The 23,266-nt window shown below is 71.1% G+C and carries 24 protein-coding genes; 12 read left to right on the forward strand and 12 right to left on the reverse strand.

All coding sequences use genetic code 11. The annotated features are described in order from the left end of the window. The first annotated feature begins 7 nt into the window (after positions 1 to 7). From ACWD3I_RS05640 to ACWD3I_RS05650, 3 genes are read left to right on the forward strand one after another with little or no spacing between them, the layout of a single operon-like run. Positions 8 to 823, forward strand: a complete 816-nt coding sequence (locus tag ACWD3I_RS05640; protein ID WP_365397339.1) for an LPXTG cell wall anchor domain-containing protein — start codon at positions 8 to 10, stop codon at positions 821 to 823. Then, positions 820 to 1,881, forward strand: coding sequence for a hypothetical protein (locus ACWD3I_RS05645; protein WP_451084033.1), 1,062 nt, complete (start codon positions 820 to 822; stop codon positions 1,879 to 1,881). The genes ACWD3I_RS05640 and ACWD3I_RS05645 overlap by 4 nt, the downstream gene beginning before the upstream one ends. After that, on the forward strand, positions 1,878 to 3,155 hold the full coding sequence (locus ACWD3I_RS05650) for a hypothetical protein (protein WP_365397336.1): 1,278 nt from the start codon (positions 1,878 to 1,880) through the stop codon (positions 3,153 to 3,155). Before ACWD3I_RS05645 ends, ACWD3I_RS05650 begins: the two co-directional genes overlap by 4 nt. A gap of 89 nt (positions 3,156 to 3,244) precedes the next feature. On the opposite strand, the gene ACWD3I_RS05655 is transcribed toward ACWD3I_RS05650, so the two are convergent. Then, a complete protein-coding gene (locus ACWD3I_RS05655; RefSeq protein WP_365403026.1) occupies positions 3,245 to 4,057 on the reverse strand; it encodes an alpha/beta hydrolase in 813 nt (270 codons plus the stop codon). 95 nt (positions 4,058 to 4,152) lie between these two features. Beyond that, on the reverse strand, positions 4,153 to 5,649 hold the full coding sequence (locus tag ACWD3I_RS05660; protein ID WP_365403029.1) for an oligopeptide:H+ symporter: 1,497 nt from the start codon (positions 5,647 to 5,649) through the stop codon (positions 4,153 to 4,155). A 392-nt stretch (positions 5,650 to 6,041) separates the two neighbouring features. On the opposite strand from ACWD3I_RS05660, the gene ACWD3I_RS05665 reads away from it, so the two are divergent. Together ACWD3I_RS05665 and ACWD3I_RS05670 are read left to right on the forward strand one after the other, a co-directional pair. Beyond that, positions 6,042 to 6,719, forward strand: a complete 678-nt coding sequence (locus ACWD3I_RS05665; RefSeq protein ID WP_365403032.1) for a response regulator transcription factor — start codon at positions 6,042 to 6,044, stop codon at positions 6,717 to 6,719. Between the two features lie 113 nt (positions 6,720 to 6,832). Then, entirely contained in the window at positions 6,833 to 8,104 is a 1,272-nt protein-coding gene (locus ACWD3I_RS05670; protein WP_266891494.1) for an ATP-binding protein, read from the forward strand. A gap of 9 nt (positions 8,105 to 8,113) precedes the next feature. Here the strand turns inward: ACWD3I_RS05670 and ACWD3I_RS05675 are convergent, their stop codons facing one another. Beyond that, the gene (locus ACWD3I_RS05675) at positions 8,114 to 8,671 is read right to left on the reverse strand and encodes a GtrA family protein (RefSeq protein ID WP_365403034.1); all 558 of its coding nucleotides are present in this window, start codon (positions 8,669 to 8,671) and stop codon (positions 8,114 to 8,116) included. 196 nt (positions 8,672 to 8,867) lie between these two features. Here ACWD3I_RS05675 and ACWD3I_RS05680 point away from each other — a divergent pair, with 196 nt between their 5' ends. From ACWD3I_RS05680 to ACWD3I_RS05690, 3 genes are read left to right on the forward strand one after another with little or no spacing between them, the layout of a single operon-like run. Next, positions 8,868 to 10,007, forward strand: coding sequence for a 5-(carboxyamino)imidazole ribonucleotide synthase (locus tag ACWD3I_RS05680; RefSeq protein WP_365403037.1), 1,140 nt, complete (start codon positions 8,868 to 8,870; stop codon positions 10,005 to 10,007). Beyond that, positions 10,004 to 10,528: a 5-(carboxyamino)imidazole ribonucleotide mutase gene (purE, locus tag ACWD3I_RS05685; protein WP_266891497.1), complete on the forward strand. Its 525-nt coding sequence runs from the start codon at positions 10,004 to 10,006 to the stop codon at positions 10,526 to 10,528. The genes ACWD3I_RS05680 and purE overlap by 4 nt, the downstream gene beginning before the upstream one ends. Positions 10,529 to 10,533: 5 nt before the next feature. Then, on the forward strand, positions 10,534 to 11,712 hold the full coding sequence (locus ACWD3I_RS05690; protein WP_365403040.1) for a dipeptidase: 1,179 nt from the start codon (positions 10,534 to 10,536) through the stop codon (positions 11,710 to 11,712). Here ACWD3I_RS05690 and ACWD3I_RS05695 read toward each other — a convergent pair. Further along, on the reverse strand, positions 11,661 to 12,800 hold the full coding sequence (locus ACWD3I_RS05695; RefSeq protein WP_365403043.1) for an alkene reductase: 1,140 nt from the start codon (positions 12,798 to 12,800) through the stop codon (positions 11,661 to 11,663). The two genes, ACWD3I_RS05690 and ACWD3I_RS05695, sit on opposite strands and share 52 nt — an antisense overlap. A gap of 56 nt (positions 12,801 to 12,856) precedes the next feature. Between ACWD3I_RS05695 and ACWD3I_RS05700 the strand changes: the two genes are divergently transcribed. Both ACWD3I_RS05700 and ACWD3I_RS05705 read left to right on the forward strand, forming a co-directional pair. Continuing rightward, positions 12,857 to 13,216 (forward strand): MerR family transcriptional regulator, encoded by a 360-nt coding sequence (locus ACWD3I_RS05700; RefSeq protein ID WP_365403046.1) that lies wholly within the window; start codon positions 12,857 to 12,859, stop codon positions 13,214 to 13,216. Between the two features lie 106 nt (positions 13,217 to 13,322). After that, positions 13,323 to 14,441, forward strand: coding sequence for a dipeptidase (locus ACWD3I_RS05705; RefSeq protein ID WP_365403049.1), 1,119 nt, complete (start codon positions 13,323 to 13,325; stop codon positions 14,439 to 14,441). A gap of 88 nt (positions 14,442 to 14,529) precedes the next feature. On the opposite strand, the gene ACWD3I_RS05710 is transcribed toward ACWD3I_RS05705, so the two are convergent. Together ACWD3I_RS05710 and ACWD3I_RS05715 are read right to left on the reverse strand one after the other, a co-directional pair. Then, complete coding sequence (locus ACWD3I_RS05710) at positions 14,530 to 14,913, reverse strand: VOC family protein (protein WP_365403052.1); 384 nt, start codon at positions 14,911 to 14,913, stop codon at positions 14,530 to 14,532. A 17-nt stretch (positions 14,914 to 14,930) separates the two neighbouring features. Next, the gene (locus tag ACWD3I_RS05715; protein WP_365403055.1) at positions 14,931 to 15,293 is read right to left on the reverse strand and encodes a VOC family protein; all 363 of its coding nucleotides are present in this window, start codon (positions 15,291 to 15,293) and stop codon (positions 14,931 to 14,933) included. Positions 15,294 to 15,382: 89 nt separating this feature from the next. Here ACWD3I_RS05715 and ACWD3I_RS05720 point away from each other — a divergent pair, with 89 nt between their 5' ends. Then, the gene (locus ACWD3I_RS05720; RefSeq protein ID WP_365403058.1) at positions 15,383 to 15,883 is read left to right on the forward strand and encodes a CGNR zinc finger domain-containing protein; all 501 of its coding nucleotides are present in this window, start codon (positions 15,383 to 15,385) and stop codon (positions 15,881 to 15,883) included. Between the two features lie 10 nt (positions 15,884 to 15,893). On the opposite strand, the gene ACWD3I_RS05725 is transcribed toward ACWD3I_RS05720, so the two are convergent. From ACWD3I_RS05725 to ACWD3I_RS05750, 6 genes are all read right to left on the reverse strand, one after another. Further along, on the reverse strand, positions 15,894 to 16,583 hold the full coding sequence (locus ACWD3I_RS05725) for a cupredoxin domain-containing protein (protein WP_365403061.1): 690 nt from the start codon (positions 16,581 to 16,583) through the stop codon (positions 15,894 to 15,896). Continuing rightward, positions 16,562 to 17,053: a hypothetical protein gene (locus ACWD3I_RS05730; RefSeq protein ID WP_365403064.1), complete on the reverse strand. Its 492-nt coding sequence runs from the start codon at positions 17,051 to 17,053 to the stop codon at positions 16,562 to 16,564. The genes ACWD3I_RS05725 and ACWD3I_RS05730 overlap by 22 nt, the downstream gene beginning before the upstream one ends. Positions 17,054 to 17,166: 113 nt before the next feature. Then, positions 17,167 to 18,159 (reverse strand): cupredoxin domain-containing protein, encoded by a 993-nt coding sequence (locus ACWD3I_RS05735; RefSeq protein WP_365403067.1) that lies wholly within the window; start codon positions 18,157 to 18,159, stop codon positions 17,167 to 17,169. Positions 18,160 to 18,186: 27 nt separating this feature from the next. Beyond that, positions 18,187 to 19,488 (reverse strand): copper resistance CopC/CopD family protein, encoded by a 1,302-nt coding sequence (locus tag ACWD3I_RS05740; protein ID WP_365403070.1) that lies wholly within the window; start codon positions 19,486 to 19,488, stop codon positions 18,187 to 18,189. Continuing rightward, positions 19,485 to 20,114, reverse strand: a complete 630-nt coding sequence (locus ACWD3I_RS05745; protein WP_365403072.1) for a hypothetical protein — start codon at positions 20,112 to 20,114, stop codon at positions 19,485 to 19,487. Before ACWD3I_RS05745 ends, ACWD3I_RS05740 begins: the two co-directional genes overlap by 4 nt. Before the next feature lie 426 nt (positions 20,115 to 20,540). Next, positions 20,541 to 21,884 (reverse strand): UDP-glucose dehydrogenase family protein, encoded by a 1,344-nt coding sequence (locus ACWD3I_RS05750; RefSeq protein ID WP_365403075.1) that lies wholly within the window; start codon positions 21,882 to 21,884, stop codon positions 20,541 to 20,543. Between the two features lie 190 nt (positions 21,885 to 22,074). On the opposite strand from ACWD3I_RS05750, the gene ACWD3I_RS05755 reads away from it, so the two are divergent. Beyond that, positions 22,075 to 23,232, forward strand: a complete 1,158-nt coding sequence (locus ACWD3I_RS05755; RefSeq protein ID WP_046257498.1) for an acyl-CoA dehydrogenase family protein — start codon at positions 22,075 to 22,077, stop codon at positions 23,230 to 23,232. Positions 23,233 to 23,266 lie beyond the last annotated feature (34 nt).

The following is a 23,266-nucleotide window of genomic DNA, read 5'->3' on the forward strand; positions in this document are numbered from 1 at the left end:
GCCGCCGATGTCGTTCGCCCTTCGTGTGCTGGGACTGACCGTCTTCACCCTGTTGACCACTGTGTCGGCTGCAACTGCCGCCGACGGGTGGTCCGTTGTGCCACTCGGTGAGGAGCGGCCTGTCTTCTATGCCGAGGGTGAGCCCAGGGCGGTGCTGCAGGACACGGTGGCGCTGGTCAATCGGGGGGAGAGGGCGGTCGAGGTCTCCCTCCGGGGCGACGGCGCCCGTGTCGTCTTCGCCGACTCCCGGCTCCGGCTGCCCCCGGGCACCCGCACCGAGGTGCCCTTCACCGTGACCGTTCCGGGCGAGGACGGCAGCGCCGAGATCGTGGTCCGGGACTCCGACGGGCGCACCCGGCGGGTGGCCGTTCACCTCCGGGCCGCCGTTCCCAGCGTGTCCGCGCTGACCGTCGAACACCTTGCCGTGCGCGGTGATCGCATCACGTACGAACTGGTCAACCGGGGTACGACGCCCCTCGTACCCACGGTCGCGGTCCGCGCCGACGGCCTCTTCGGGCGGGTCCTCGACCGGTCCCCGCGCACCCTGTCGGCCGAGCTGGCGCCGGGGCGGCGGCTCGAGCTCAGCGAGCCATGGAGTGCGCCCGCGCTGGACTCCGTCGAGGTGCGGCTGACGGTGACGGCGGCCGGTGGGGTGCGGGACGCGGCGAGTGTGTCGACCGGGAGCGGCCCGTGGGGGATGGGGGCCGCCGGGGTGGTGGCGGCCGGGGGCGCGCTGTTCGTCGTACGACGTCGAAGGCGCCGTAAGGGTGACGCGCCTGAACCCTCTTGTGTCGAGGTCGAGTTGACGGGAGCGGTGTCGTGAAGGTGCGGATCCTGGTGCTGGCGGCGCTCCTGGCGCTGGTGTCGGTCGTGTCGTTGCCCGTACAGGCCGCCGAGCGGCCCACCGTGAAACTCTCCAAGTCCCAGGCGGGGACCGGCGGTTCGATCACCGTCACCGGCAGCGGCTGGCGGTCGAAGGCGCTGCTGATGATCCTGGTCTGCGGTCAGGCCGTGCCGTCACGGGGTGTGCCCGGCGGTACCAACTCCTGTGCCAACGCCGACGGGCGGGCCGTCACCACGGATGCCGACGGCCGTTTCAGCAAGAAGCTGCCGGTCGCCGAGCCGCCCGTGCCCTGCCCCTGCGTGGTGCACGTGGCGACCGTGACCGGGGCCGGGGCCGAGGCCGACGCCATCTTCCAGGTCGCCGGACACGCGGTGGAGCCGCTGCCCGCCGAGGCCTCCGGCGGGCGACTGTCGGTGCTCACCGACACCCGGCTCGACGGCTCCGGCGGACTGCTGACCTGGTTCGGGGCACCGCCCGCCCGCACCCTCGTCTTCACCGTCGGCAACGTCGGCACCTCGGACATCAAGAACCCCGTCTTCCAGGTCGGCACCTCCCACGGCGTGTTCGCGCCGCAGTGGGAGGAACAGCAGTGGCGCGGCACGATCGAGCCCGGCAAGAAGGCGCGCATCGAACTGCCCGTCGAGCTCACGGGCGGCGCGCACGGCGACTACACCGTGTCCCTCAAGTACGGCGGCAAGGTCCTCGCCGAACAGCCCTGGGGCGTGGGCCGGCCCTGGGGCGTGACCCTGTTCTGGATCCTGGTCTGTCTGGTCGTGCCCGCCGCGCTGTTCCGGATCGGGATGGCCGTGATCGACCGGGCGCGGCCGCATCGGTCCGGCCGCGCACGGACCCCGGTCCGGCTCCGACTGCCCGAACTCACCCTGCGGCTCCCGGGAATGCACACCCCGGACCGGGAGCCGCCCCCCTCTTCGACCCTGCCGTGGTTCACCCCGGACTCCGATCCGGGCGCGGCCGGCCGGCTCTCCGCACCGCACGACGACAACTCCACGACCTCCACCAGAAAGGGATCCACGTGAGACAGCGAAGGAGAGTCCTGCCGGGCGCGAGAGTCGCGCTCGCACTCGGCTGTGCGGGCGCGCTGATCGGTGTGGCCGTCACGCCCGCGCAGGCGGCGGAGGTGTCGTTCGCGACGCACTGCATACCGCCCGTGGGCGATCCCGTGGACGGCACCACAAAGGTCGAGATCACCGCCCCGGAGACCGCGAAGGTCGGCGACGAGGTCGAGGTGGTGTGGAAGTTCGTCCAGGCCGCCTCGAAGAACCCCGGCCCCATCGTCATCGAGAAGGACAAGGTCAAGCCGACCGGCACCCTCAAGGCGGCCGGTGCGCAGACCGCCGACATCGCGATGGAGGGCCCGCAGGAGAACCCGGAGATCCCGATCGGCAGCGACATGGTGCTCTCCGACATGAAGGGCACGCTGAAACTGACGACGGCCGGCGACGTGACGCTGACGCCGGACGCGTTCGTCGTCAACGCCTACGGCACGAAGACCAACTGCGCCCCGACGGCGGCCGTGCCGACGGCCGCGACCATCAAGGTCGAGGAGGGGGACGGGAGTTCCTCCCCGACTCCCACCCCGACTCCGACCGAGAGCGAGAGCACGTCCCCGACGCCGACGGAGAGTGCCACGGAGAGCCCCTCCACGAGTCCGTCCGAGACCGACCCCGGCCAGACCGACTTCACCGGCGAGGTCGTCGACATCCCCTACACCTGTGAGTCGCCCATCGGTACGCAGAAGGCGACCTCCACGATCCAGATCAACGCCAAGAAGAACGGCGGGGACTTCGACATCACCGTCCAGTTCAAGAAGTCGCCGATGAACAGTCCGGCGCCCATTCCCGCGGGCAAGCTCCAGCCGTTCATGAACGTCGTCCTGGGCGGCTCCGACGAGGGGTCGGTGTCGGTGGAGGGGCCGGTCAACGCCGAGGAGATCAAGTCGGGGGACCCGATCGAGATACCGGACATGACCGGTACCTACAAGCCGGGGGCCACGGGTGAGTCGACGCTGTCGCCGGGGGTGCTGACGATCAAGGCGCTCGGTACGACGACGACGTGCACGCCGGACAAGACGTCCGTGTCGCTGACTCTGGACACCACCGAGCAGGAGGGCGGGGCGTCAGGTGGTACGTCGTCCACGGGCGGCGGCGGTTCGTCGTCCTCCGGGGGGCTCGCCGCGACGGGGTCCGAGGACCATGGCGCATTGAAGGCCCTGGGGTTGGTGGCCGGTACGGCCGTGTTGTTGGGTGCGGCCGTGTTCACGTTCCTTCCGGGGCGGCGGCGTCTGCGGTGATGGGTCCGACGGCCGGTGGGCGCTGGTCGCGCCCACGCGGCGGTAGCCGCATGTTGAACACAGCCCCGCGCCCCTAGGCGGGTCGGCGCTTACGCGTGCTTCAACAGCCAGCTCAGGACCAGATCCCTCGCCTGGTTCATGAGGGCGCCTCCATGCGAGGCGCCCTCCAGCGTGGATACGGTGATGTCCTTGTGGCCCAATCGGCGTTCCGCCGCCGCCAGTTCGGTCGAGTGGGCCGGAGGGACGAAGTCGCCCTCCGAATGGATCAACAGCATCGGGGCGTCGTCCGCGCCGGAGGCGTGTGCGCGGGCCGCGAGGTCGCCCCAGCGGGTCCAGCAGCGGGGGCCCGTGCGGTCGGGGGCGCAGCCGACCAGGCGCTGCGCCTCCTGGCGTAAGCGGCGCTGCTGGGCCGTGGCTCCGGGGCGGCCGCCGTCCACCCACGCCCGGTACGGGGAGGCGACCGGGGACAGGGCCACCACGCCTCGGACCAGCGATCCGCCCGCGCCGTACGTCGCCGCGTCCAGGGCGAGCTGGCCGCCCGCGGAGGAGCCGAGCAGCAGGGGCCGGCCCGGGGAGTCGGCGGCGATCCAGCGCAGCGCCGCCCGGACGTCCTCGCGTTGCGCGGGCCAGCGGGCGTCGGTGTTCAGGCGGTAGTCGGTCTCGTAGACGCGGAAGCCCTGGGCCGCCAGCCACCGCGCCGTGCGGCTCCAGTCGGCGTCCTCGGCCCAGTACCCGCCGTGCAGGATCACCAGCGGTGGGGCGCCCCGGTCGCCGTACACCGTGATGGTCTGCCGTTCGTGGCCGCCGTACGGGATCGTCTCCGGGACCGCCTCCACGACCGTGCCGGACGACGACATGAGGAAACCGAGGGCCGCGGCCACGGACAGAAACGTACGACGCATGCTTCCGATGGTGTGGTGCGGGCCTCGAGCGCGGCCGGAAAACCCCGAAGGGCCACCGCACCGGGTGGTGAGGCGGCCCTTCGTTCGAAGAAACGTCAGTGCACGGAGCCCATGAGCTCCTTGACGCGGTTGCGGTACATCCAGATCGCGACACCGGCGACCACGGCGAGCGTGGCCTCCAGGGCGACGATGCCCGTCTTGTTGAGGTCGACGCCGGCGATGGAGAGCAGACCGGTCGTGGCGTCACCTGCGGTGACGGCCAGGAACCAGACGCCCATCATCTGGGAGGCGTACTTGGCCGGGGCCATCTTCGTCGTCACCGACAGGCCGACCGGCGACAGGAGCAGCTCACCCACCGTCTGGACGAAGTAGATCGCCACCAGCCACGCCGCGGCCGCCTTGTGACCGCCCTCGGCGATCGACAGCGGGGCGAGGAAGAGGAAGAAGGACGCACCGACCAGGACCAGACCCGAGGCGAACTTCACGATCGTGCTCGGCTCCTTGCCGCGCCGGTTCAGCGCGAGCCAGAACCAGGCGAAGACCGGGGCCAGCGCCATGATCAGGACCGGGTTGACCGACTGGTACCAGGAGACCGGGAACTCCCAGCCGAAGATGGTGTTGTCGGCGGAGGAGTCGGCGAAGATCGACAGGGTCGAGCCGCCCTGGTCGTAGATCATCCAGAACACGGCCGCGGCCACGAAGAACCAGATGTACGCGGACATCGAGCGCTGCTCGGTGCGGTCCAGGTCCTTGTCGCGCTTGATGCGGGCCAGCACCATCACCGGGATGATCAGGCCGAGCAGCGTCAGCGGGACCAGGATCCAGTTCAGCGTGTAGTGGCCGGAGGAGCCGACGATCGCGTAGAAGACCACGGCGATGGCGGCCCAGATCGCGGCCTTGCGCAGCGTGGAGGCCTTCTCCTCGGCGGACAGCGGTGTCGGGACGACGCTGGAGCGGTCGGCGAGGTGACGGGAGCCGATCAGGAACTGGCCGAGGCCCAGCGCCATGCCGAGCGCGGCGAGCGCGAAGCCCAGGTGCCAGTTGACGTTCTCACCGATGGTGCCGATGACCAGCGGCGCGGCGAACGCGCCGAGGTTGATGCCCATGTAGAAGACGGTGAAGCCACCGTCGCGACGCGGGTCGTCCTTGCCCTCGTAGAGGTGGCCGACCATCGTCGAGATGTTGGCCTTCAGCAGACCGGAGCCGATCGCCACGAGGCCGAGACCGGCGTAGAAGGTGCCGGAGTTCGGCAGGGCCAGGGTGAGGTGGCCGAGCATGATGACGCCACCGGCGACGGCGACGGTCTTGCGGGGACCCCAGACGCGGTCGCCGAACCAGCCGCCGGGCAGCGCGAGCAGGTACACCAGCGACACGTACACGGAGTAGATCGCGGTCGCCGTCGCGGCGCTGAGGTGGAGGCCGCCCGGGGCGACGAGGTACAGCGGGAGGAGAGCCCTCATGCCGTAGTAGGAGAAACGCTCCCACATCTCGGTCATGAAGAGAGTGGCCAGTCCGCGGGGGTGGCCGAAGAAGGTCTGCTCGGTGCCGGGGGTGCCCGGTCGGGCCGAGTCCTTCGTCAGGCTGGACGCCATGGTCGTTCCTTGCTGGTCGGGACGCGCGTGCTGATGCGTGAGCGGCTCTGCGCGCCCGGTGGTCGCCGTCCCCTCCTGGGGGCCCGGCCACGGGTCATTCCTTCAGGCCGGCGATTGCTGGCCCGCACACAAAAGAGACCTTCAGCGTCAAATGATTGCCAAAGGTCCCCGTGGTGCTAAAGGCGTCTTTCACCATACGGCAGGACAGCGCCGGAAATAAAAGGACTTGAGATATGGATCACAGGTGCCAGCGGAACCGTAGGCACCTTTTCCAAGGTCCTTACTACCTTCTCACCGTTGAGACATAGGTTCGTACCAGAACGCCCCATGGTAAGAATCACGGGCTTGCGATCACACCCCAGCTTCTGTCATGCGCGGTCTACCATCAGGTCATGACCCGTGTACTGCTCGCCGAGGACGATGCGTCCATCTCGGAGCCGCTGGCCCGCGCACTGCGACGGGAAGGGTACGAGGTGGAGGTGCGCGAGGACGGCCCCACCGCGCTCGACGCCGGCATCCAGGGCGGCATCGATCTGGTCGTGCTGGACCTCGGACTCCCCGGCATGGACGGCCTCGAGGTGGCCCGCCGACTGCGCGCCGAAGGCCTCACCGTGCCCATCCTCATCCTGACCGCGCGTGCGGACGAGGTGGACACCGTCGTGGGGCTCGACGCCGGCGCCGACGACTACGTCACCAAGCCGTTCCGCCTCGCCGAACTGCTCGCCCGAGTCCGGGCCCTGCTCCGGCGCGGTGCCTCGGAGCCGGCGCAGCCGCCGGCGACGCACGGGGTGCGCATCGACGTGGAGTCCCACCGCGCGTGGATGGGCGAGGAGGAGCTTCAGCTCACGGCCAAGGAGTTCGACCTGCTGCGGGTCCTTGTGCGGGATGCCGGGCGGGTCGTCACGCGTGACCAGCTGATGCGTGAGGTCTGGGACACGACCTGGTGGTCGTCGACCAAGACGCTGGACATGCACATCTCGTGGCTGCGGAAGAAGCTCGGTGATGATGCGGCGAACCCTCGGTACATCGCCACGGTGCGTGGTGTGGGCTTCCGGTTCGAGAAGAGCTAGCTTCCGCGTCTTGTGCCGTCCGTGCGGGTCGACTGTGGCTGGTCGCAGTTCCCCGCGCCCCTAGGCGGGTGCCCTGCACCGGCCTCCAGAAGTAACCCGCCCGGAGGGGCCCCGTGCGTCGCCGTCTCATTCAGTCGACCCTCGCTGTGGTGCTGGTCGTCATCGCCGTCTTCGGTGTGAGCCTCGTCATCGTCGAGACCCGCACCATCAGCAACAGCGCCCAGGAGCGGGTCGACTCCGAGGCCGTGCGGCTGGCCAGCATCGTGGACAGCCGGCTGCTCGGGGAGCAGACCGTCGACGCGCAGGTGCTGAAGGAGCAGGTCGCCGGGGACCGGTACGCCGTGATCCGGATCCCGGGAGAGCCCGTCATCGAGGTCGGCACCAAGGCGACCGGGGACGTCATCAGCGCCACGGAGACGGGCGAGGAGGGCGAGACGGTCACCGTCCAGGAGCCGCGCTCGTCGGTGACCCGGGAGGTCGGCCGCACCCTGCTGATCATCGGGGCGGTGGCGCTGCTCGCGGTGATCGCGGCCGTGCTGCTCGCCGTACGGCAGGCCAACAAGCTGGCGTCGCCGCTCACCGACCTCGCCGAGACCGCGGAACGGCTCGGTTCCGGCGACCCGCGCCCCCGGCACAAGCGCTACGGCGTCCATGAGCTCGACCGGGTCGCCGACGTCCTGGACTCCTCCGCCGAGCGCATCGCCCGTATGCTCACCGCCGAGCGGCGGCTGGCGGCGGACGCCTCCCACCAGCTGCGCACGCCGCTCACCGCGCTGTCCATGCGCCTGGAGGAGATCACCCTCACCGACGACCTGAACACGGTGAAGGAAGAGGCCACCATCGCGCTCACGCAGGTGGAACGCCTGACGGACGTGGTGGAGCGGCTGCTCACCAACTCCCGCGACCCCCGAACCGGCTCCGCCGTCTCCTTCGACCTCGACGAGGTCATCCAGCAGCAGCTCGCCGAGTGGCGCCCCGCCTACCGCAGCGTGGGCCGCGCCATCGTGAGCTCCGGCAAGCGGCATCTGCGGGCGGTCGGTACACCGGGCGCGGTGGCGCAGGTGCTGGCGGCACTGATCGAGAACTCGCTCATGCACGGCGGTGGCACGGTGGCGCTGCGTACCCGGGTGACCGGCAACCAGGCGGTCATCGAGGTCACGGACGAGGGGCCGGGGGTGCCGGCGGACCTGGGCGCACGGATCTTCGAGCGGGCGATCAGCGGGCGGAACTCGACGGGCATCGGCCTCGCGGTGGCCCGGGACCTGGCGGAGGCCGACGGAGGGCGTCTGGAGATGCTCCAGGCGCAGCCGGCGGTGTTCGGGCTGTTCCTGTCGCGTACGCCGGTGCAGAAGCCGGTACCGGAAGCGGAACCGACCGTACGGTGACCGGGCGGCTCAGCCGACCCGCTGCCTGGCCCGCTGCTTCGGTCGCCGGGCCTGCACTTCTTCCGCCTCCGCCAGGAACGATTCCGCGCTGGCGACCACCTCGGGCCCCGGCAGGGTCTTGAAGACCCACGACCGGTAGGACCAGAAGCGGAACAGGGTGGCGATGCCGATGCCGAGGAACTTGAAGACGTTGCTCTGCAGCGGGCTGTCCCAGCCGAATCCGTACGTCGCCGCGTAGAGCACGCCGTTCTCGATCACCAGACCGACCGCGCTGAACAGCAGGAAGAGCGTCAGCTCCTTGGTGCGGCCGCTCTTGTCGCGCTCCCGGTACGTGAAGTACCGGAAGCCGATGTAGTTCGAGACGATCGCGACGACCGTGGCGACCACACTGGCGCGCACCACCTGGAGGTCGGTCGTGTGCCGCACCAGGTTGAAGACGAGAAGGTTGACGAGCAGACCCGCTCCGCCCACGGCGCCGAACTTGGCGGCCTCGCGCACGAGCCGGTCGACGCGCTGTCGTACCGCGCTCGGAGGCGCCGCATGAAGCGCCGAGGAACCACGTCCCATGGTCGTGCTAGCCCCCGTCCGTCCGGTTTCGTCAACCAAGCCATGCTAACCACCCCCCTGTGCAAACGCTTGTGGACGAGCTCACAGATTGGGAACAGGACGTGAAGACAGGTGCGTGTTTCGGGCCAGATCGGCGGAAATCGCGTGCACAAGGTACGGAATCCGGCCGCCCCGATGTGGCCGATACCCTAGGAGCGTGACGTTCCCGGTAGTCGGCATGGTCGGCGGGGGTCAGCTCGCTCGTATGACACACGAGGCAGGCATCCCGCTCGGCATCAGGTTCAAGCTCCTCAGTGACACCCCTCAGGATTCCGCGGCGCAGGTCGTAGGCGATGTCGTCATCGGCGACTATCGCGACCTCGACACGCTGCGTGACTTCGCGAGGGGCTGCGATGTGATCACCTTCGATCACGAACACGTACCCACCGAGCACCTCCGGGCGCTGGAGGCGGACGGCATCCCCGTGCGCCCCGGGCCCGACGCGCTCGTGCACGCCCAGGACAAGGGCGTCATGCGAGCGAGGCTCGACGCGATCGGGGTGCCGTGCCCACGGCACCGGATCGTGAGCGACCCGGCCGATGTGGCCGCCTTCGCGGAGGAGGGGGACGGCTTCCCGGTCGTCCTCAAGACCGTCCGCGGCGGCTACGACGGCAAGGGCGTGTGGGTCGTCGACAGCGTCGAGGAGGCCGCCGACCCCTTCCGGGCCGGTGTCCCGGTCCTCGCGGAGGAGAAGGTCGACTTCGTCCGTGAGCTCGCCGCCAACGTCGTACGGTCGCCGCACGGCCAGGCCGTCGCCTACCCGGTGGTGGAGTCCCAGCAGGTCAACGGCGTGTGCGACACCGTGATCGCCCCGGCGCCCGACCTGGACCCGGCCCTCGCGCTCAAGGCCGAGGAGATGGCGCTCAGCATCGCCAAGGAACTGGACGTCGTCGGCCACCTCGCCGTCGAGCTGTTCCAGACCCACGACGGCCGCATCCTGGTGAACGAGCTCGCGATGCGCCCGCACAACTCCGGCCACTGGACCCAGGACGGCGCGATCACCTCCCAGTTCGCCAACCACGTCCGGGCCGTCCTCGACCTGCCCCTCGGCGACCCGCGCCCCCGCGCGAAGTGGACGGTCATGGCGAACGTCCTCGGCGGCGACTACCCGGACATGTACTCCGCGTACCTGCACTGCATGGCCCGCGACCCCCAGCTGAAGATCCACATGTACGGCAAGGACGTGAAGCCCGGACGCAAGGTCGGCCACGTCAACACCTACGGCGACGACCTCGACGACGTGCTGGAGCGCGCCCGTCACGCAGCCGGCTACCTGAGAGGCACGATCACAGAATGAGCCCCGTTGTTGGCATCGTCATGGGGTCGGACTCCGACTGGCCCGTCATGGAGGCCGCCGCCCAGGCACTCGACGAGTTCGAGATCGAGTACGAGGTCGACGTCGTCTCCGCCCACCGCATGCCGCGCGAGATGATCGCGTACGGCGAGGAGGCGGCCGGGCGGGGCATCAAGGTGATCATCGCGGGCGCCGGCGGCGCGGCCCACCTGCCGGGCATGCTCGCCTCCGTCACCCCGCTGCCGGTCATCGGCGTGCCGGTCCCGCTGAAGTACCTGGACGGCATGGACTCGCTGCTCTCCATCGTGCAGATGCCGGCCGGTGTGCCCGTCGCCACCGTCTCCGTGGCGGGTGCCCGCAACGCGGGCCTGCTGGCCGCCCGTATCCTCGCCACCCACGACGAAGAGCTCCTCGGCCGGATGAAGGAGTTCCAGCAGGAGCTGGGCGACCAGGCCGCCGAGAAGGGCAAGCGGCTGCGCGCCAAGGTCGAGGGGCCGGGCAACGGCTTCGGTTTCGGGAAGTGACGGCTGTGAGCTCTGTGGAGACCGCCCGGGCACTGCTGCGGGAGTTCCCCGTCGTCGACGGACACAACGACCTGCCCTGGGCACTGCGCGAACAGGTCCGCTACGACCTCGACGCCCGGGACATCGCCACCGACCAGAGCGCCCATCTGCACACCGACCTCGCCCGGCTGCGGGCCGGTGGCGTGGGGGCGCAGTACTGGTCGGTGTACGTCCGCTCGGACCTGCCCGACGCGGTGCCGGCGACGCTGGAACAGATCGACTGCGTACGGCAGTTGATCGACCGGCACCCGGCCGACCTGCGGGCCGCGCTGAGCGCGGCGGACATGGAGGCGGCACGGGCGGAAGGCCGTATCGCCTCCCTCATGGGGGCCGAGGGCGGCCACTCCATCGCCAACTCCCTTGCCACGCTACGCGCGTTGTACGCGCTCGGCGTCCGCTACATGACCCTCACCCACAACGACAACAACGACTGGGCGGACTCGGCGACGGACGCGCCGCGCGTCGGCGGGCTGTCGGCCTTCGGCCGTGCGGTGGTGCGGGAGATGAACCGCGAGGGCATGCTCGTCGATCTGTCGCATGTGGCGGCCACGACGATGAGGGACGCGCTGGACGCCACGCTCGCGCCGGTGATCTTCTCCCACTCGTCGTCGCGGGCGGTGTGCGACCACCCGCGCAACATCCCGGACGACGTCCTGGAGCGGCTGTCCGGCAACGGCGGCATGGCGATGGTGACGTTCGTGCCGAAGTTCGTTCTCCAGGCCGCGGTCGACTGGACCGCCGCCGCGGACGAGAACATGCGCGCGCACGGCTTCCATCACCTCGCGACCACACCGGACGCGATGAAGGTCCACCGTGCCTTCGAGGAGCAGCGCCCGCGCCCCATCGCGACGGTCTCCACGGTCGCCGACCATCTGGACCACATGCGCGAGGTGGCGGGCATCGACCACCTGGGCATCGGCGGCGACTACGACGGCACGGCCTTCACTCCCGACGGCCTGAACGACGTCTCCGGCTACCCGAACCTCGTCGCCGAGCTCCTGGACCGCGGCTGGTCCACGTCCGACCTGGCCAAGCTCACTTGGCAGAACGCGGTACGGGTGCTCGGCGCCGCCGAGGACGTGGCCCGGGACCTTCAGGCGACGCGCTCGCCGTCGAACGCGACGATCGAGTCGCTGGACGGCTGAGCGGGCTCTTCGGAGAGTTCGCCGAGGGCGGGGTAGTCGGTGTATCCGGCCGCCCCGCCCACGTACATCAGGTAGCGGTCCCGAACGGGGTTGAGCGGCGCGTCCGTTCGCAGCCGCGCCACCAGGTCGGGGTTGGCGAGGAACGGACGTCCGAGGGCGACGAGATCGGCTCCGGCGGCGAGGGCACGCTCGGCGGCGTGACGTACTTCGCCGGTGGAGAGGTCTTTCAGCACCGGGTTCGCGATCAGGGTTCCCGGCCACTCCGCGCGGATCCGCCGGAACACGCGGGAGTCCGGGTCGGCGTGGACGATGTGCAGATAGGCGAGTCCGAGAGCGCCGAGCCTCTCGACGAGCGGCGGGTAGATCTCCTCCGCGTCGCCCTCCTCGATGCCGTTCACGGTGCCTCCGGGGGAGATGCGTACGCCCACCCGCTCGGGGCCGATCGCGGCGGCGACGGCCTCGACGACCTCCGCCGTGAAGCGGATCCGCTCGGTGCCGTACGCGTCCGTGCGCCGGTTCGTGTTGGCGGACAGGAACTGGTGCAGGAGATGGCCGTTGGCCGAGTGCACCTCGACGCCCTCGAATCCGGCCTCGATCGCGTTGCGCGCGGCCGTGGCGAAGTCGGCGGCGGTGGAGCGGATGTCGTCGGTGGTCATCTCCCTCGGCGTCACGGCCTGTTGGTGACCCCCGGGCGTGAAGATCGTCTCCGGGAGCGGGACGGGAGAGGGCGCGACCGGGGTGTGACCGCTGGTGGCCGGGTGGCCCACCCGGCCACCGTGCTGGAGTTGGAGGAACATCTGGCCGCCCGCCTTCCGTACGGCGTCCGTGACCTGTCGCCATCCCGTCACGTGCTGCGGGGCGTGGATCGCGGTGATGTTCGGGTACGTCTGCCCGACCGCGTTCGGCGTCGCGGCCTCGGCGATGATCAGGCCGGCGGAGGCGCGCTGGGCGTAGTAGGTGACCATGAGAGGGGAGGGCGTGCCGTCGTCCTCGGCCCTGTTGCGGGTCATCGGGGCCATCACCAGACGGTTGGGGAGGGCCAGGGAGCCGAGGCGGGCCGGTGCGAGGAAGTCCGTTGTCTGCGTCATGGCCGTACGGTAGAACTTGACACTGATGTCAGATTCAAGCCCGGGGGTGGCTGCCCATGCGGATCGGTCAACTGGCCCGGCGGACCAATGTCAGTGAGCGGTCGCTGCGGTACTACGAGGCCCAGGGACTGCTGCGCGCCGACCGGACCCCCGGTGGGCACCGTGACTACCCCGAGGCGGCCGTCGACCGGGTCGTGCGGATCCAGGAGCTGTTCGCGGCCGGACTGCACAGCAGCCGGATCGCCCAGTTGCTGCCCTGTATGCGGGACACGGACGGCGGCCCCTCCGCCGTCGCCACACCGCGGCTCGTCGCCGACCTCACCGCGGAGCGCGACCGCATCGACCGGATGATCGCCGACCTGGTCCGGTCCCGGGACACCCTGGACGAGGTCATCGACGCGGCGCAGGGTCGCTGAACCGGAGTACCCCCGAACGCCCCGCTCACCAGGAAGCCTTCCGCCCCCCGTGCGACGGTGACCGTACTGCTGATCTTGCCGCCGATCACGACGTACGGAGCCCGCAATGGCAGACCTCCAGGACGAACTGAACACCACCAGCGAGGTCGGCGAGCTCGACGACCTGCCCGACCCGTTCGTCGAGTCGGAGCCCTACACGCCGGTCTCCGATCCGGACACCGAGCCCCTGGAGCGGGCGCACGCCATCCTCGCCGCGCATCCCGTCGCCGACGGGTACAGCGGGCTGCCGTGGGCGCTGCGGCATCTGCCGTGGTTCGACCTGGAGCTCGGCGAGAGTTCCGTCGACACGGACGTGCCGCGGCTGCGGGAGGGGCATGTCGGCGCGCTGTTCTGGTCGCTGCATCTGCCCGAGAGCATCGGCGGCGACCGGGCCGTCGGCGCGACGCTGGAGCAGCTGGACCTGGTGAAGACCGTCGTGCGGGCCCATCCGGAGGGGCTACGGCTCGCCCGTACCGCCGGGGAGACCGCCGATGTACGGCACTGCGGCCGGGTCGCCGTGCTGCTCGGGCCGGCCGGTGCCGCCGCGCTCGGCGACTCGCTCGGCATCCTGCGCTCGCTGCACGCGCTCGGCCTGCGGGTGCTCACCCTGTCCGGGGTGACCTGGGCGAGCGAGGCGGGGCTGACCCGGTTCGGCGAGGAGGTGCTGCGCGAGATGAACCGGCTCGGTGTCCTCGCCGACCTCTCGGGCGCCTCCGCCGACACCGTCCGCCGTGCCCTCGCCGTCTCCAAGGCGCCGGTCGTGTGCACCCGCTCCGCCGCCCGCGCCCTGCGCCCCCACCCGGCCAACCTCCCCGACGACCTGCTCACCGAGCTGGGCGCCGCCAAGGGGCTGTGCATGGTGCCGCTCACCGCCGAGCAGACGGGCCCGTCCGTCCGGGACGTCGCGGACCACCTCGACCACGTCCGCTCCCTCGCGGGTGCCGAGTGCGTGGGCCTGTCCGGCACCTACGACGCCGGCACCGCCCATCCGCAGGACCTCGCCGACGCCTCCTGCTACCCGCACCTCATCGCCGAACTCCTCCGCCGCGACTGGTCCGAGTCCGACATCGCCCTGCTGGCCTGGGGCAACGTGCAGCGTGTACTGCGCGGCGCCGACTTCGCGGCCCGCGCGGCCCAGGAGCGCCGCGATCCGTCGACGGCGAAGATCTCCGACCTGGACGGCTAGCGCCACGGGCCGGGTACCGGAACGCGAAGCCCTTGATCCCCTGCACCACGGCGCGGGACGCGACCGGCAGGAGGCCGCGCCCCACCGGTCACGCGTGCTCGATGCGGCAGAGGCAGAACGGATGCCCCGCCGGATCCGCGTACACCCGGAAGTCCTCCTTGTCCTCGGCGTGCAGCAGACGCGCGCCCAGGGCCAGTACCTCCCGTTCCGCCGCGTCGATCTCCTCCCATGTCGACCCGGCGTCGAGGTCGATGTGGAACTGCTGCGAGTTGCGGTCCGCCCGCGGCCACTCCGGGGGTGTGAACCCGGGCGCCTGCGCGAAGGCGAGCCGTGGCGCGCCGGGGGTCTCCAGGACGACCCAGTCCGCCTCCTCCACGCGGGGAGTTCCGCCCACGATCGCCGCGTAGAACTGGGCGAGCGCGAGCGGGTCGGGGCAGTCGATCACGACGGAACGGAAACGAGCCACAGTCACAGTGGACCCTCCAGGTCTCAGCAGGCGCACAGACAGAACGGGTGCCCCGCCGGGTCCGCGTATACACGCCAGGTGCGGGAGCGGTCGGCGGAGTCCAGCGGCCGCGCGCCGAGGGCCAGGACTTCCTTCTCGGCCGCGTCCATGTCGTCGACGGTCAGGTCCAGGTGGAACTGCTGTGAGTTGTGGTCCGCGCGCGGCCACTCGGGCGGTACGAACCCGGCGGCGGCCTGGAAGGCCAGCGACTGTCCGCCGGGCACCTTCAGATCCACCCACTCGCCGTCCCCCTCGACGGTGCCGCCCAGTACCTCGGCGTAGAAACCGGCCAGCGCACGGGGGTCCGGACAGTCCAGGACGACGACGCCCAGTGTGGCGACAGCCATGACTTCCTCCTCGAAGCAGGGTTACCTCTATAGCCCGGTAACCGGTAACGGTTACTGCATGTTGCCTCATAGGAGGTAACGTCGCAAGCATGAGTGAACGATCGGCCGCGCCGGGGGGCCTGGCTCTGGTGGAGTCCCTGGTCAACACCCTCGACATCGAGTCGGGCGCCGACGCGCTCGACACGGCCGACGGCCGGGCCCGCTTCGGGCTCACGGAGGAGGAGGTCGTACGCGCGCGTGAGCTGCGCGAATCACTGCGTGCGGCCCTGCTCGCGCACGCCGGCCACCCGCCGTACCGCGAGGTGACCCCGCTCGGCGAGCTGCTGGCGGCGGCGCCGCTGGTCGTGACGGTCGACGGGGGCGACGGCTCGGCCGCGCTCGCGCCCGCCGACGCGGCGCCGCTGCTCTCGCGGGTCGCGGCGGCCGTCGCCGAGGCCCTGGTCGCGGGGACCTGGCTGCGGCTGAAGGCCTGCCAGGCCGCCGACTGCCACTGGGCCTACTACGACCGCAGCCCCGCGGGCCGGGGCCGCTGGTGCTCGATGCAGGTGTGCGGGGCGCGCGCGAAGATGCGGCGCTACCGGGCGAGGTAGCGCCGCACGGTCAGTCCTCGCCGCGGGACGCGGCCGCGCGGGAGCCGACCAGGAGCAGACAGAGGACGGCCACCCCGGCGATGAGTCCGGTCAGGAGCAGCAGGGGTTGCAGGGGGCGGGCCGCGGCCGCGGGTTCGGTCCGCGGGGCCGCCGCCGCGACGGGGGGCGCGCTGCCCGGCGACTCCGACGGCGAGGCCGGCGAGGCCGGTGCGGAGGACTTCGGGGACGTGGCGGCGGCCCGGTGCGTGGTCGGGGCCGTCCGGGTCGGCATCGGCATGGCCTCGTGCGAGGTACCGGTCTCGTGGTGGTGGGTGGGGGCGGGCGTGGGAGTGGGCTTCGGTGCCGCCAGCACGGTGATCCGCGCCGTCATGTCCGGATGCACAGTGCAGTAGTAGCCGTACGAACCGGCCGCGGTGAACGTGTAGGTCCAGCTCTGCCCCTTGTCCAGCATCGGGGAGTGGATCGTGACCGGACCGGACGTCGTCCTCACGTCGTGCGGTGCCGTGTCCCCGTTGGTCCAGGTCACGGAGTCGCCGACGTGCACGGTGAGGGAGGCGGGCGCGAAGGCGTACCCCTGCATCGCCACCCGGTACGAGGCCGCCGAGGCCTGCCCCGGTGCCAGGAACGTGAGGGCGAGGAGGGCGAGTACGGCGCCGAGCGCCGCCCGCCGGGCCGCCCTCACGCGGACTCCGCGGCGCACGCGAACTCCGCCGCGATCAGCAGCCGCAGCCGCGTGGCCGGCCGGCGCCACGGCAGCCGGAACCCGGTGGCCCGGCGCAGCAGCCGGTACGGCACCAGGACCGTGCCGACGACGAGCAGAAGCTCGTCGGTGCGCTCCACGACCCGCAGCCGCAGCAGCACCGGGAAGGCGACGTCGCGCAGTTCGAGGTCGCCGGTGACCTGGAGGTGCCGGCCGCCGTCGAGCGGCTCGACGTGCGCGCCGGTGAGGACGGCAGGCGGGTCGAGCAGCTCGAAGCGGAAGGAGGGCCGGGCGTCCGGGTCGTCGTGCGGCACGGTGAGCGAGGCGGCGGTGAGGGTGAGGCGGCGGCGGAAGGTGGGCAACGGGCCGTACCGGGAGGCGAGTTCGACGAGCGAGCGGCCCGGCGCGACGGCGTACCGCCCGGGCCGGGGGAGGTGCCGCTGCTCGGAGGGCAGCGTGACGGTTCTCATCCGGGGGCTCCTTGAAAGCGGTTCCCGTGGGGAGGCGGGGGCGTGGAGAATGGGGAGCGGCGCCGGTCCGGCCGACTGAGCCTCGGCCGGACCGGCGTTCGTCCCCGGGAAGGTCAGCAGCTGCCGGTGACGAAGCTCTCGGTGGGTGCGAGCAGGTGCTCGGCCCAGACCGTGTGCATCTTCACGTAGCTGTCGAGGTTCAGCAGATCGGTGACCTGCTGCCCGAGCGACTCCTCCAGGTGTGCGCTGTTGATGTGGGCGAGCAGCACGCTGAGCGTGTCGTCGGCGACCGTCCCGCCGCCCGAGGTGACCGGCGTCAGGATGCTCTCGATCCACACCGTGTGCGTCTTGATGTAGGAGTCGAGCGCGAGCGCGTCCTGCACCTGCTGACCCGGAGAACGCTCCAGGTGGGCCGCGTTGAGGTGTTGCAGGATCGGGAGCAGTACGTCCTGGACGCCGGCGCACTGCCCGTCGCCGCCGTCACCGGAACCGCCGGTCGGTGTGGCGGTCGGAGCGGTGGTCGGCGTCGCGGTGGGCGTCCCGGTCGGCGTGGCCGTAGGTGTGGCCGTGGGCGCGGCGGTGGGTGCCGCGGTCGGCGTGGGCGTCGTTCCGCCGCCCCCGTCGGAGGGCTCGACGACCTTCACCGAGGCCACCATGTCCGGGTGCACGGCGCAGTAGTACTCGTACGTCCCCGCCGTGGTGAACGTGTACGACCACGAGTCGCCCTGTTCCAGCGTGCCCGAGTCGAACTTCTTCGGGCCCTTGGTCGTGGTGACCGTGTGCGGAACGCTGTCGTGGTTCGTCCACCGGACCGTCTGGCCGACCTCGACGACGAGCTGCTTCCCGTCGCCGAACTTGTTGTTCATGATGTCGACCTGGTGGTCCGGCGCGGCGGCCGCGGCCTGCTGGGCCTCGGCTGCCGCGGGCGCCTGAGCCGCGCCCGCAGCCGTGTCCGAGGCGGCCGTCGTGCTGCTGCCCGCGGCTGCCTGAAGCAGCCCCAGACTGAGCACGGCGGCCAGTGCCGCCCCGAGCCCCGCGACGAGCAGGGCCCGGTTTCCGGCGGGCGGACGGCGCCGCCGTTCGCCGGTTTCCTTGGTGCGTGTCACTGCAACTCCTTTTGCTTGCGGGTGAGTTCAACGGCCGGGATCGGCCGTGACCAGCAGACTCGTCACGGCGAGCACGACGAGGACCAGCCCCGTCTCGGCCGCGACCGAGTAACCGAAGGGCCGCACGGTGGCGGCGTCGCCGCGCAGCAGCACGGCGAGATCGAGGCGGGTGCGCACCCACCGGCGGCTGCTCTGCGCGATCAGCAGCACAGCCGCGAGGACGGCCGTCTTGACCAGCAGCAGATGCCCGTACGAGGTGTGCAGCAGACCGTCGTACGACCCCACGACCTGCCACGTGAGTACCAGCCCGGCACCGACGATCGCGGTGACGGCGACGGCCGCCAGCCGGGAGTACCCGGGGACCACCTCCGCCAGCTCGCCCGTCCGCCGGCGCGGCAGCACCGCCACCGCGAGCATGGCGAGCCCGCCGATCCACAGGGCGGCACCGAGCAGATGGAGCAGATCGGCGAGGGCACCCCAGGTCGGCTCGCCGCCCTCGGAGTTGTGCCCGCTCATCCCGGTCGCCCGCAGCAGGCCGAGCGACACCGCGAGCGCGCCCACCCGCCAGCCCGGCGAGCGGGAGGTCCGCGCTCCGCCCTGGAGCAGCGCGCCCAGTACCACCGCCGCCAGCACCCACAGCAGCCCGCGCGCGGCGAGCGCGATGCCGGGCCCGGTGGTCAGGACGTCGGCGTACGACGAGGGCCGCAGCGCGTCACGCAGACCGCCGAAGGAGACGTACGCGCCCTCCAGCCCGATGCTCGCGACCGTCGACAGCACTCCGCACGTCCACGCGAGCGCGAGCAGCATCCGCGCCCGCGGCACACCCGCACCGCGCGGCCACAGCAGCGCGACGAAGGCGAGCCCGCCGACGAACAGGGCCAGCGAGAGATAGCCGGTCCAGCGAGCGGCGACGAGGCCCTTCCGCACCGAGGGGGAGAGGGCGGGTGCGGCCTCGTCGCCGCGGTCCCGGGCGGCCGACACCGCGACCCCGAAGGCGATCCGGCCGGAAGAGGCGTGACCGTCCTCCTCGTCGACGACCGACCACGTGACGGCGGTCCCGCCGTCGCCGGACCGGGGGAGGGCGACGCGCACGCCGTCCTTGCCGAGGCGGGACACCGGGAGCCGGTTGCCGTCCATCGTCACGACGCGCACGTCGTCCAGGGCCACCGGCTCGTCGAAGACGAGGGTGAGCTGCTCGGGGGCGCGCTTCAGCTCGGCCCCGTCCGCGGGCGTGGAGCGGACCAGCTCGGTGTGGGCGGCGGCGGGGGTGGCGAGGAGGACCGGGGCGAGCAGGAGGAGCAGGAGGACGACGGCGCGGCGGACGGTCATGGCGTGGCCTCCGGCAGCGGGGACGCGCTGATGCCGAGGAGGCCGGGGACGGACACGGGGGCGAGGCCGACGCAGGGGGAGGGCTCCGCCGACGGGGTCGCGGTGGGGGTGAGGGTGGGGGCGGCGAGCAGCCCCGTCAGGGTGCCGGTCAGGCCGGTGAGCAGCGGCTGGACCAGCCGTACCTCGCCGTCCGTACAGGTGTCGGAGGGCGGCTCCGTCGTCGAGCCGGACGGCGAGGGGGCGGGTGTGGGGGTGGCCGAGGCGCCGGGGGAGGTGCCGGGAGAGTCGCCGTGGCCGGTGTGCCCCTCGCCCCCGCCCCCGGTGCCGTGCCCGGTGTGCGCGCCGCTGTCGCCGGTGCCGCCGATGGTGCCGTACCCGGGAAACTCCCCGGTGCCGACCGGGACCTGTCCGCCCGGGTCCTGCGACGACGGCACGGTCGGGCTCTGCGGCGCCGTGGCGGCGGGTGTCGAGGTCGGGGGCGCGGCGGCCTCACCGGCACCGGAGGCGGTGGGGGCGCCGATGCCGGACGCGTAGCCGAGCACGATCACCACCGCGCCGACGAGCGCGCCCGCGACCAGCTCGTCACGGTGATCGCCCGGCCACTGCGCCCTGCGGAACAAGGGCATGGGTCACTCCTGTCATGGTCCGGTCAAACCGAACGGAGAGTGCTGCGAATGCGCACCAGTGGAGTGGAGGGTGGATTCCGCTTGGCTACGCGCCCGTTAACCGATTGTTGCCTGGCTCTCTTCGGGGGGTGACCCCGTTGTGAGAACGGGCTAGACCGCCTTTATTCCGCGCATTGTGAAAGTGAAGAGTTCGGGGAGGTGGATCAATATTTCCGACACAGTACTCGAATGAAATCGAACCCCGTTTGGTGATTTCAGGGAGCCTGGCATATGCCGACGCGCGAGAGGTCGTCCGCCCAGTGCTGAAGCGGCCGAGCGGGCCCACGCAAGGCGAAGCGGGCCACCGCTTTTATGTACGGAGACCCGCTCGCCGAGTATTTCTTTGCCGCGTTATTGCGTAATTCCTAATTCCACCACCGCGCAGGCTCAGGCCGTCGGTCGGCCCATTGCCCGGAACGACCATCCGGCCTTGCGCCACACCTCCGGGTCGAGCGCGTTCCGCCCGTCGAGGATCAGCCGGGTCGCGGCGACCTCGCCCAGCGCCGCCGGGTCCAGCTCACGGAACTCCCGCCACTCCGTCAGATGCAGCACGACGTCGGCGCCCCGTACGGCCTCGACGGCCGAGTCGGCGTACCCGAGCGTCGGGAAGACCTGACGGGCGTTCCCCATGCCCTTCGGGTCGTACACCGTCACCTGGCCGCCCTGGAGGTGGATCTGGCCGGCGACGTTCAGCGCCGGCGAGTCCCGGACGTCGTCCGAGTCGGGCTTGAAGCTGGCGCCGAGCACCGCGACCCGCTTGCCGAGGAACGACCCGCCCCCGAGCGCCTCCCTCGCCAGCTCCACCATCTGCCCGCGCTGGCGCATGTTGATCGAGTCGATCTCGCGCAGGAACGACAGCGCCTGGTCCGCGCCGAGCTCACCGGCGCGCGCCAGGAAGGCCCGGATGTCCTTGGGCAGGCAGCCGCCGCCGAAGCCGATGCCGGCCCGCAGGAACTTCTTGCCGATCCGGTCGTCGTACCCGATGGCCTCGGCCAGCTTGACGACATCGCCGCCCGCGGCCTCGCACACCTCCGCCATGGCGTTGATGAAGGAGATCTTCGTGGCGAGGAAGGAGTTCGCCGAGGTCTTCACCAGCTCGGCGGTCGGGAAGTCGGTGACCACGAAGGGCGTGCCCTCGCCGACCGGCGTCGCGTACACCTCGCGCAGCAGCTTCTCGGCCCGCTCGCTGCGCACCCCGACCACGACCCGGTCGGGGTGCAGCGTGTCGTCGACGGCGAAGCCCTCGCGCAGGAACTCCGGGTTCCAGGCCAGCTCGGCGTCCGCACCGGCGGGCGCGTGCTCGGCGAGGTACGTGGCGAGCCGGTCCGCGGAGCCGACCGGAACGGTGGACTTGCCGACGACGAGGGCCGGACCGGTGAGGTGCGGCGCGAGAGCGGCGATCGCGGAGTCGACGTAGGACATGTCACAGGCGTACTCGCCGTGCCGCTGCGGAGTGTTCACACAGACGAAGTGCACGTCACCGAACGCGCCGACCTCGGCGAAGTCCATGGTGAACCGGAGCCGCCCGGTGGAACCCTCGATCCCGGCGACGTGCTTGCGCAGCAGGTCCTCCAGGCCGGGCTCGTACATGGGGACCTCGCCGCGCTGGAGCATGGCGATCTTCTCGGGTACGACATCGAGCCCCAGCACCTCGAAGCCGAGCTCGGCCATGGCCGCGGCGTGGGTGGCGCCGAGATAGCCGGTGCCGATCACGGTGATCTTGAGGCTCATGGGTGCTCCAGAGAGGGACGTCGTTCGGTGCGCTGCCCGATCCTAGTAGGGGCGTGACCGGGCCCCACGGCGGGCAGCTTTCCCTCTGTCGCCAAGCTCACGTATCACTCCCGTGGGCGGGCCCCTAAAATTTGAGTTACTTAACGGTAATTAGCGTCGGCATCGCAGCGCATTTGGAGCGTGAGACACCTTGGCCGGATCGGCTGACTTCGACCTGTACCGCCCGTCCGAGGAGCACGACATGCTCCGCGACGCCATCCGCTCGCTGGCCGAGGCGAAGATCGCGCCGTACGCCGCCGCGGTGGACGAGGAGGCCCGCTTCCCGCGGGAGGCCCTCGACGCTCTGGTCGCCAGCGACCTGCACGCCGTACACGTACCCGAGGAGTACGGCGGCGCGGGCGCGGACGCGCTGGCCACGGTGATCGTGATCGAGGAGGTCGCGCGCGTCTGCGTCTCCTCCTCCCTGATCCCCGCGGTCAACAAGCTGGGCTCCCTGCCCGTCATCCTCTCCGGCTCCGAGGAGCTGAAGAAGAAGTACCTGGGCCCGCTCGCCAAGGGCGACGGCATGTTCTCGTACGCGCTCTCGGAGCCCGACGCGGGCTCCGACGCGGCCGGCATGAAGACCAAGGCGGTCCGCGACGGCGACCACTGGATCCTCAACGGCGTGAAGCGCTGGATCACCAACGCGGGCGAGTCCGAGTACTACACGGTCATGGCCGTGACGGACCCCTCCAAGCGCTCCAAGGGCATCTCCGCCTTCGTCGTCGAGAAGTCCGACGAGGGCGTCTCCTTCGGCGCCCCCGAGAAGAAGCTCGGCATCAAGGGCTCCCCGACCCGCGAGGTCTACCTCGACAACGTCCGCATCCCCGCCGACCGCATGATCGGCGAGGAGGGCACCGGCTTCGCCACGGCGATGAAGACCCTGGACCACACGCGGATCACGATCGCGGCGCAGGCCCTCGGTGTCGCCCAGGGAGCCCTCGACTACGCCAAGGGCTACGTGCAGGAGCGCAAGCAGTTCGGCAAGGCCATCGCCGAGTTCCAGGGCATCCAGTTCATGCTCGCGGACATGGCCATGAAGATCGCCGCCGCCCGCGCCCTGACGTACCAGGCCGCGGCCGCCTCCGAGCGCGGCGACTCCGACCTCACCTTCCAGGGCGCGGCGGCCAAGTGCTTCGCCTCGGACGTGGCGATGGAGGTCACCACGGACGCGGTGCAGCTGCTGGGCGGGTACGGCTACACCCGTGACTACCCGGTGGAGCGCATGATGCGTGACGCCAAGATCACGCAGATCTACGAAGGAACGAACCAGGTCCAGCGCATCGTCATGGCGCGCAACCTGCCGTAACGGCTGAACCGAGAAGGGACGCCCGGTCTCGGCC

The sequence above is a fragment of the Streptomyces sp. NPDC002817 genome, assembly GCF_053592055.1.